Annotated in this window: 10 protein-coding genes; 7 read left to right on the top strand and 3 right to left on the bottom strand. The window is 62.2% G+C overall.

Annotated features, from left to right (window positions below; all coding sequences use genetic code 11):
• Positions 1-141: 141 nt before the first annotated feature.
• Positions 142-606, top strand: a complete 465-nt coding sequence (locus AC1RJW_RS04685) for a hypothetical protein (protein ID WP_493043836.1) — start codon at positions 142-144, stop codon at positions 604-606.
• 17 nt (positions 607-623) lie between these two features.
• Here the strand turns inward: AC1RJW_RS04685 and AC1RJW_RS04680 are convergent, their stop codons facing one another.
• Positions 624-1,736, bottom strand: a complete 1,113-nt coding sequence (locus AC1RJW_RS04680; RefSeq protein WP_493043834.1) for an acyltransferase family protein — start codon at positions 1,734-1,736, stop codon at positions 624-626.
• A gap of 138 nt (positions 1,737-1,874) precedes the next feature.
• On the opposite strand from AC1RJW_RS04680, the gene AC1RJW_RS04675 reads away from it, so the two are divergent.
• The gene (locus tag AC1RJW_RS04675) at positions 1,875-2,837 is read left to right on the top strand and encodes a M14 family metallopeptidase (RefSeq protein ID WP_493043832.1); all 963 of its coding nucleotides are present in this window, start codon (positions 1,875-1,877) and stop codon (positions 2,835-2,837) included.
• Here AC1RJW_RS04675 and AC1RJW_RS04670 read toward each other — a convergent pair whose 3' ends face one another.
• A complete protein-coding gene (locus tag AC1RJW_RS04670; RefSeq protein ID WP_150131135.1) occupies positions 2,838-3,167 on the bottom strand; it encodes an SMR family transporter in 330 nt (109 codons plus the stop codon).
• Between the two features lie 23 nt (positions 3,168-3,190).
• On the bottom strand, positions 3,191-3,511 hold the full coding sequence (gene sugE / locus AC1RJW_RS04665; RefSeq protein ID WP_070217981.1) for a quaternary ammonium compound efflux SMR transporter SugE: 321 nt from the start codon (positions 3,509-3,511) through the stop codon (positions 3,191-3,193).
• 208 nt (positions 3,512-3,719) lie between these two features.
• Here sugE and AC1RJW_RS04660 point away from each other — a divergent pair, with 208 nt between their 5' ends.
• The 5 genes from AC1RJW_RS04660 (at position 3,720) to AC1RJW_RS04640 (ending at position 7,616) form a co-directional block, all read left to right on the top strand.
• Positions 3,720-4,082 (top strand): DUF1304 domain-containing protein, encoded by a 363-nt coding sequence (locus AC1RJW_RS04660; protein WP_493043830.1) that lies wholly within the window; start codon positions 3,720-3,722, stop codon positions 4,080-4,082.
• Positions 4,083-4,237: 155 nt separating this feature from the next.
• The gene (locus tag AC1RJW_RS04655) at positions 4,238-4,816 is read left to right on the top strand and encodes a hypothetical protein (protein WP_493043828.1); all 579 of its coding nucleotides are present in this window, start codon (positions 4,238-4,240) and stop codon (positions 4,814-4,816) included.
• Positions 4,817-4,890: 74 nt separating this feature from the next.
• Positions 4,891-6,063 (top strand): helix-turn-helix transcriptional regulator, encoded by a 1,173-nt coding sequence (locus AC1RJW_RS04650; protein WP_493043826.1) that lies wholly within the window; start codon positions 4,891-4,893, stop codon positions 6,061-6,063.
• A gap of 140 nt (positions 6,064-6,203) precedes the next feature.
• The gene (locus AC1RJW_RS04645) at positions 6,204-6,500 is read left to right on the top strand and encodes an ArsR/SmtB family transcription factor (RefSeq protein WP_034751927.1); all 297 of its coding nucleotides are present in this window, start codon (positions 6,204-6,206) and stop codon (positions 6,498-6,500) included.
• 51 nt (positions 6,501-6,551) lie between these two features.
• Complete coding sequence (locus tag AC1RJW_RS04640) at positions 6,552-7,616, top strand: alkene reductase (RefSeq protein ID WP_493043823.1); 1,065 nt, start codon at positions 6,552-6,554, stop codon at positions 7,614-7,616.
• Positions 7,617-7,747: the final 131 nt, after the last annotated feature.

Raw genomic sequence — 7,747 nt, 5'->3', positions numbered from 1 at the left:
GCCCCGAAGACCAGCATTATAGAGAGGCTTTCCCAGAATGACAAGGGCTCTTTTGCAGGAAACTTTAATCATTTCTCCGGGCGTCAGCCCCCTTTATATGGAGAGGGCCCGGCGCACGCGGAATGCCGCTAGAATCGGGGCATGAACTCCACCCTATTAGCCTGGCTGAAAACCCTGAGCCGCATCTGCGGTTTTGAAACGGCCGACTCCTTCCCGCCCAATCACCCCTACGCGCGCACGCGCTGGGAAGCCGCGTATTTCGATATCGCCTCCGACGTGAAGCCCGACGAGATCGAACGGCGCATCTGCGCGGCCATCGCCAACACGCCAAGCGTCTTCGCCTACATCACCAATCCCACGCCGCGCATGCAGCGCGCGCTGCTGAACGTGATCCACGACCGACTGCGGCGCCAGCCCGGCGCGGGCGCCACGGACCTGGTCTTGTTATTGATCAATGCCTATGCCAGTCCCCACATCGCGGAAGCCGTACCCGGCTTGCGCACCTTGATCTACAACACGGAACATGAAGATACGAATCTGCGCGTGCATGCGATCATGGAATTGCTGGTCGGCACGCCACGGGGACTCGACGTGATCGACATGTAATACTCGACATGTAATCGTCATGCGTGATTGGCGGGCACATAGCGCGCCCGCAAGCGCATGAACGGCGTTTCCACCACTCTATACAAGAGCCAGCCCGTCAAGATACTGACGGCGATACTGATCAGTATCGCCGGCGCCCCGTCCGGCCCATACCCCATATCCTGCAAGAGCGGGCGCAGCAGGATGCACAGCTGCTTGTGCAACAGATAAATCGCATACGACCACAGGGCCAAGCTGGCAGCACCCGGCACGCGCAGTCGATACAGCGCACTGCCGGGACTCAGCGCAGCGATCAGCAGCAGGGTAAAACCGGCGGCCAGGGCCGGATAGCCGAACACGGTCACCGCATAGCCATAGTGATCGGTGAGAAACACATAAAACATCAGCGCCGTGGCAACGATTCCTGCCAGCAAGGTGCGGTTGCCGCAGGAGGTCAGGCGCGCCCAGGCACCCGGATGGTAATTTTTCAGCAGCGCCAGCGCCACGCCCGCCACCAGCTCGTCGAAGCGGCACCACGACGCGTAATAAATATACTTGTAATAGCCGAGACCGCCACGCGACACTTGCACGTACTCATCCCACAGGTAGGCGCGCACCAGCATGCCGACGATCAAGCTGGCGGCCACGGCCAGCCAGGCCCACAGCAGCGACTTGCGGCAGGCGGCGATCAACAACGCCACGGCCGGCAGCAGCACGTAGAACTGCTCTTCCACGCATAGCGACCACGCATGGGAAAACGCCGTGCCCGGCGTCAAATTGATATTTTGCGTAAACGTCAGGAATTTCCACAGCGGCAGCAGCGCGTTATCGCCGCGAAACGCGGGCCACACATAATACAAAGCCAGCACGACATAGAAATTGGGCAAGGTACGCAGGAAACGCCGCGCATAGAAACGGGGCAAGGAAAACCCGTGTTCGCTGCGCAAGGCCGCAAAGATCTGGTTGCCGATCAGATAGCCGCTGAGGGCAAAGAACAGGTCGACACCCGTCCAGCCGATTTCTCCCCAGAAACCAAACGCCCCGCCCTCGCTGACGAACAGCAAATAATGGTTCATGAAGACGAGCACGATGGCCAGCGCGCGCAAGGTATCGACGCCGTACAGGCGGGAAGGATGGGACGTACTGGACATGGAATCGGCAAGGGAAAACAACGGTGGCGCCGATCATGCCATGCCGCACCTTGCCATGGCCAACTTTTTGCAGGCGTGCACGGCGAATCCCGCTAAAATATGCCGACCCCGCTTTCCCTTCCCGCAACAGCATAGGATATGTCCAGCATGAGCAGCGCACTCCACTTCAAATCCATCAACTACACGGGCCAGGGCACCGGCCCGCGCCTGATCGTCACGGGCGCCGTGCACGGCAATGAAACCTGCGGCACCAAGGGCATCCACCGCGTGATGGCTGAACTCGACAGCGGCGCCCTCTCGATTCTGGCCGGCAGCGTCACCTTCGTGCCCATCACCAACCCGCTGGCCTACGCCAAGGGCGTGCGCAGCGGCGACCGCAACCTGAACCGCAATCTGTTTCCAAACGACAATCCGCAGGATTTCGAAGACCGCATCGCCAACTGGCTGTGCCCCTTGCTGGGCCAGCACGACGTGCTGCTGGACTTGCACTCGTTCAATGCCGACAGCCAGCCCTTCGTCATGGTGGGTCCGCGCAACAACGATGGCCCGCTGCAACCGTTTCAACATGAAGACAAGGAACGCGCGCTGGCGCGCCGCCTGGGCGTGCGCCGCTTCGTCGATGGCTGGCTGCATGCCTACGGCCAGGGCGTGCAGCGCCGCCTGGGCAATAGCGACCAGGTGGGCCTGGTCTTGCGCTATGGCGTGGGCACGACGGAATACATGCGCTCGACGGGCGGCTATGCCCTGACCCTGGAATGCGGCCAGCACGCGGACCCCGCCGCACCGGACGTGGCCTACCGCGCCATCAAGAATACGCTCGCTTTCCTCGGCTTCATTGATGCACCGCAACCGGAAGCCATCGCGGACGCGGACATGGAAGCGCTGAACATGGTCGTCGTGCACGACAAGCTGCATGCAAGCGACCGCTTCATCAAGACCTGGTCCAGCTTTGACAAGGTCAAACAGGGCGAACAGATCGGCGTGCGCGCGGACGGCACGCCCGTGACGGCCGAATTCGACGCCTATATCCTCTTCCCGGACGTCAACGCGCAAGCCAATGCCGAGTGGTATTACCTGGCGCGGGTGGCCAGCAGCTTCTGATCAATGCCCCACTGATTTGGAGAAAAGATTAATCACCAGCACGCCGGCAATGATCAGCCCCAGGCCGATCAAGGCCGGCGTATCGAGGCTTTGCTTGAACCAGAACCAGCCGACGGCGGAAATGAGCACGATGCCCACACCGGACCAGATCGCATACACGATGCCGGTAGGAATAACCTTCAGGGTCAGCGACAGGCACCAGAAGGCGATGCTGTAGCCGACCACGGTGATGACGCTGGGCCACAAGCGGCTGAAGCCGTCGGACGCCTTCAAGGCGCTGGTGGCGATGACTTCGGCGATGATGGCGATAGCCAGGTAGAAATACGTCATGGCGAGACTCATGCTGGCATCCTTTATTGCGGGCTGAGCAGTTTCAAGCCCAGGATGCCGGACACGATCAGGGCGATGCAGGCGATGCGCGCGGCGCTGGCCGGTTCGCCCAGCACCATGATGCCGAAGATGGCCGTGCCGACGGTGCCGATGCCCGTCCAGATGGCGTAGGCCGTGCCCAGTGGCAAGGTGCGCAAGGCCAGGCCCAGCATCACCACGCTGCCCAGCATGGACACCGCCGTCAAGACGGAGGGCACGAGGCGGGTAAAACCGGCACTGTACTTGAGGCCGATGGCCCAGCCAATTTCCAGCAAGCCTGCCAATACCAGAATGATCCACGCCATCTATTTCTCCCGAGGCGGCAGGGTCGTCCCCGCCATGCAGCCCCCACATCGAGCGGGGTCGTCCCCACAGGAGCAAAGGGAAAAGTATACCATCGGGTGAAAACTCTTGCCGCAAGCACATTTTTCTAGTGCGGCCGCTCCAATCAAATATTGCCAAAAAACATGCTGATGGCAGCATAATTGCTGCATCCACTCACTCTCGGGAACAATGATGCTGCTACTGGCCCAAATCCTTACCGCCCTCATCCTGCTGCTGCACGTCTACATCGTGTTGCTGGAAACCGTGCTGTTCGATGTGCGCGGACGCAAGGTGTTTGGCCTGTCCAGGGAAAAGGCGGAGATCGTGCGCCCCGCCATGTCGAACCAGGGCTGCTACAACGGCTTTCTCGTCGCGGCGCTGGCGCTGGGCTTTTTTCATCCGGACGCGGCCATCGCCCATGCATTCACCGTCTTCGGCCTGGCCTGCATCGCCGTGGCCGGCGTGTGGGGCGCGGCGACCGTCATGATGCGCATCCTCTACCTGCAAACGGTGCCCGCCGTCATTGCCTTGCTGCTGTTCCACTTCGCCTGATGCCTGCCGGGGGGGGCGGGCGCCCCCCCCCGTCCTTCCCGCACATACCCCCAACAGGTGGCGTTTCCCAAAAAAATGCTCGATACAATTCCTTGTAGCAATAAAAAAGATACCACCAGACACATGGTGGCAAATCACAGTCCACAGGGGAAATCATGCAAGCACATCCAACCACCTTTGCTGTCACTCTGCTCGGCTGCCTCATGCTGTCCGCCTGCGGCGGCAGCAGCGACGGCAGCGGCTCGGGCAGCGACTCCACCAGCGCCGGCGGCACCAGCGGCACTTCGGCAAGCTGCCAGTACAGCAATCTGATCAGCGATGCGGAACGCAAGCAGGCCAGCGCCTGCGGCATCCAGGTATCGGGCAACTACGCCCAGGCGGACTCCGGCTACGACAGCGTGGTCGCCGCCTGCAAGCAGGGGCAGAAAACCGTTGCCGACACCTACTACAGCGGCACCTACCAGAAAATGGTCGATTACGCGCGCGCCGTGAGCAAGGACCTCGGTTGCGGGCAAAACACCGGCCCCACTTTGCCCAACAACACCACGGCCAGCAACTACAATTTCTGTGTCAAAAGCACCACCGTCAATGGTAAGCTCAGCTATGAAGGCACTTGCTACGGCCCCGTCAAATCCGGCGAAGGCGGCTGCGGCAGCGGTTATAACTATGTCAGCCAGTACGCCAGCCTCAGCACGTGCACGGCCAGCGGCAAAAGCTGGCTGGAATCGCATTAAGGAAGGCGGGCGGCCCATGCTGCGGCCGCCCCGAGATGTGTCTTGTCCACCGCTTGCCGCCATGAGGATCGCCAATGACGCCATCGCTCGCCGTCGCCAGCCAGGCACTGATTACGCTGATTTACGAGGCGGCCACGCGGCATGGCGCCTGGTCGCAATTCCTGTCCGCCTTTGCGCAACAGCTGAAGTCGCACGCGGGCTTGATCTGGGCCAATGATTTCAGCAACCGCTCGGTCGACGTCCAGCTGCCGGGCAGCGGCCTGTCCGCCACGTATGGCTTCGAATCGGACGCCATGGCCAGCTTTGCCAGCTATTACGGCGCGCGCAACGTCTGGCTGGAAGATGCCACCCTGCACCGCGAAGGCGCCGTCGTCACCGGCTCCATGCTGTTTCCCGACCATTGCCTGAAGAAAACCGAATACTGGACGGACTGGCTGCGCCCGCAAGACATCTTTTATACGGCGGCGGCCATCGTCGAACTGCGCGCCGAGCGTTCCACCAACGTCACCGTGGTGCGCCGCGAACGGGCGGGCGCCTACGACGCGGGCGAGCTGGCGCTGATCCGCAGCCTGATGCCCCACCTGCAAACGGCCTTTGCCCTGCAGCGCAAGCTGCGGCGGCTGGAAGTATTGTCCCAGAGTTCCACCCAGGTGCTGGAATTGCTGCCGTTTGGCGTGCTGCTGCTCGACGCCACCTCACAATTGCTGTACGCCAACGAGCGAGCGCTGGCCATGACGGCCGCGACGCGCCTGCTGCAGCTGCGCGAAGGCGCGCCCCTGTATTGCCCGCGCGAAGCGGACAACGGCGCGCTGCGGCGCATGCTGCACGAGGCCGCGCAAACGGGCACGGCGACGGCAGGCGGTCCCGGCGGCGTGCTGAACCTGAACGGCTTGACGGGCGAACAGTTGCGCCTGCGCATCACGCCCCTGCCCTCCTGGCACAGTCCGTTCGGCTCGGCCAGCGCCATCGCCGTTTTCCTCAGCGACAGCAGCGACCTGATCACTTCCCTGGCGGCCACCTTGCGCAATTTCTATGGCATGACGGTGGCCGAGGCGCGCCTGACGGAAGCGCTCGTCAACGGCTATTCCCTGCAGGAATACGCCGAACGCCAGCGCATCTCCATCCACACGGCGCGCACCCAGATCAAGAGCGCCACCGCCAAGGCCGGCGCCCAGCGCCAGGTGGACCTGGTGCGCATCGTGTTGACGGGCCCGGCCGTGCTGCAGCGCAATCCCCTTCCTGCCTGAACCCGTCAAAAAACGCGTGCCGCCAGCACGCTTTTCATTTATATCGTAAGATAACTATATCGTAAAACAACGATATTAGAATTGAATAATCGCGATATATACATCGCTGAAAAGCGAATTGCATGCTCAGGAGAAACAACATGGATATCGACGCCATCCACAAGGCGCTGGCCAATCCCGTGCGCCGGCAGATTTTGCAATGGCTGAAGGAACCCGAGCAGTATTTCCAGGAGCAGGACCACCCGCTGCACCTGGGCGTATGCGCCGGCCTGATCGACCGCCGCCTGAACCTGTCGCAATCGACGGTCTCGGCGCACCTGGCCAGCCTGCAGAAGGCGGGCCTGATTTCGGCCACCAAGGTGGGCCAATGGAGTTTCTTCAGCCGCAATGAAGCGACCATCCAGGCCTTTCTCGACCACATGCAACAAGGTTTGTAAGCATCCCCATCGTAACGCCGCCCGACCGGCCCCCACAAGGAAATGACAATCATGGCAACTTTATTCGACCCTATCACCATTGGCAGCCTGCAACTGAAAAACCGCATCATCATGGCGCCGCTGACGCGTTCGCGCGCCGGCAATCCGGGCCGCGTGCCCAACGCCCTGATGGCCGAGTACTACACGCAGCGCGCTTCGGCAGGCATGATCATCTCGGAAGCGACGGCCGTCACGCCGCAGGGCGTGGGCTACGCGGATACGCCCGGCATCTGGTCCGACGAACAGGTGGAAGGCTGGAAACACATCACCAAGGCCGTGCATGACGCGGGCGGCCTGATCGTGCTGCAACTGTGGCATGTGGGCCGCATTTCCGCGCCCGTCTTCCTCGATGGCGACCTGCCCGTGGCGCCCAGCGCCGTCAAGCCGGCCGGCCATGTCAGCCTGGTGCGCCCGAAGCAGGAATTCGTCACGCCCCGCGCGCTGGACACGGAAGAAATCCCCGGCATCGTGGCAGCCTACCGCCTGGGCGCAGAAAATGCGAAAAAAGCGGGCTTCGACGGCGTGGAAATCCATGGCGCCAATGGTTATCTGCTCGACCAGTTCCTGCAAGACAGCACCAACTTGCGCACCGATAACTATGGCGGCTCGATTGAAAACCGCGCCCGCTTGATGCTGGAAGTGACGGACGCGTGCATCGAAGTATGGGGCGCCGACAAGGTCGGCATGCACCTGGCGCCGCGACGCGACGCGCACGACATGGGCGATTCGAACCCGCGCGCCACCTTCGGCTACGTGGCACGCGAGCTGGGCAAACGGGGCATCGCCTTCATCTGCGCGCGCGAAGCGCTCGGTGAAGACCGCCTGGGCCCGTACCTGAAGCAGGAATTTGGCGGCGTGTACATTGCCAATGAGAAAATGGACAAGGCGGCGGCCGAAGCCCTGCTGGCCAAGGGCGAAGCCGATGCCGTGGCCTTTGGCCTGTGGTTCATCGCCAACCCCGACCTGCCCATCCGCCTGCACAGCGACGCGCCCTTGAATCCGCTGAACCCGGACACCCTGTATGCACCGGATGCCGCCGGCTACACGGACTACCCGGCGCTGGCGGCACAAGCCTGAATGGCACACTGAGAGCACCCTGAGCGGCACCAGGCTGCTCATCCCCCCACTGGCGGCGGGCGCAACGATACCAACGCAACTGGCTGCGTGATGATCGCAGCGTCCGCCGCCTTGCCTTATTTGCGCCGCTG

Source organism: Janthinobacterium sp. GW822-FHT07A03, assembly GCF_058798815.1.
This window is presented reverse-complemented; position numbering and strand designations above follow the sequence as displayed.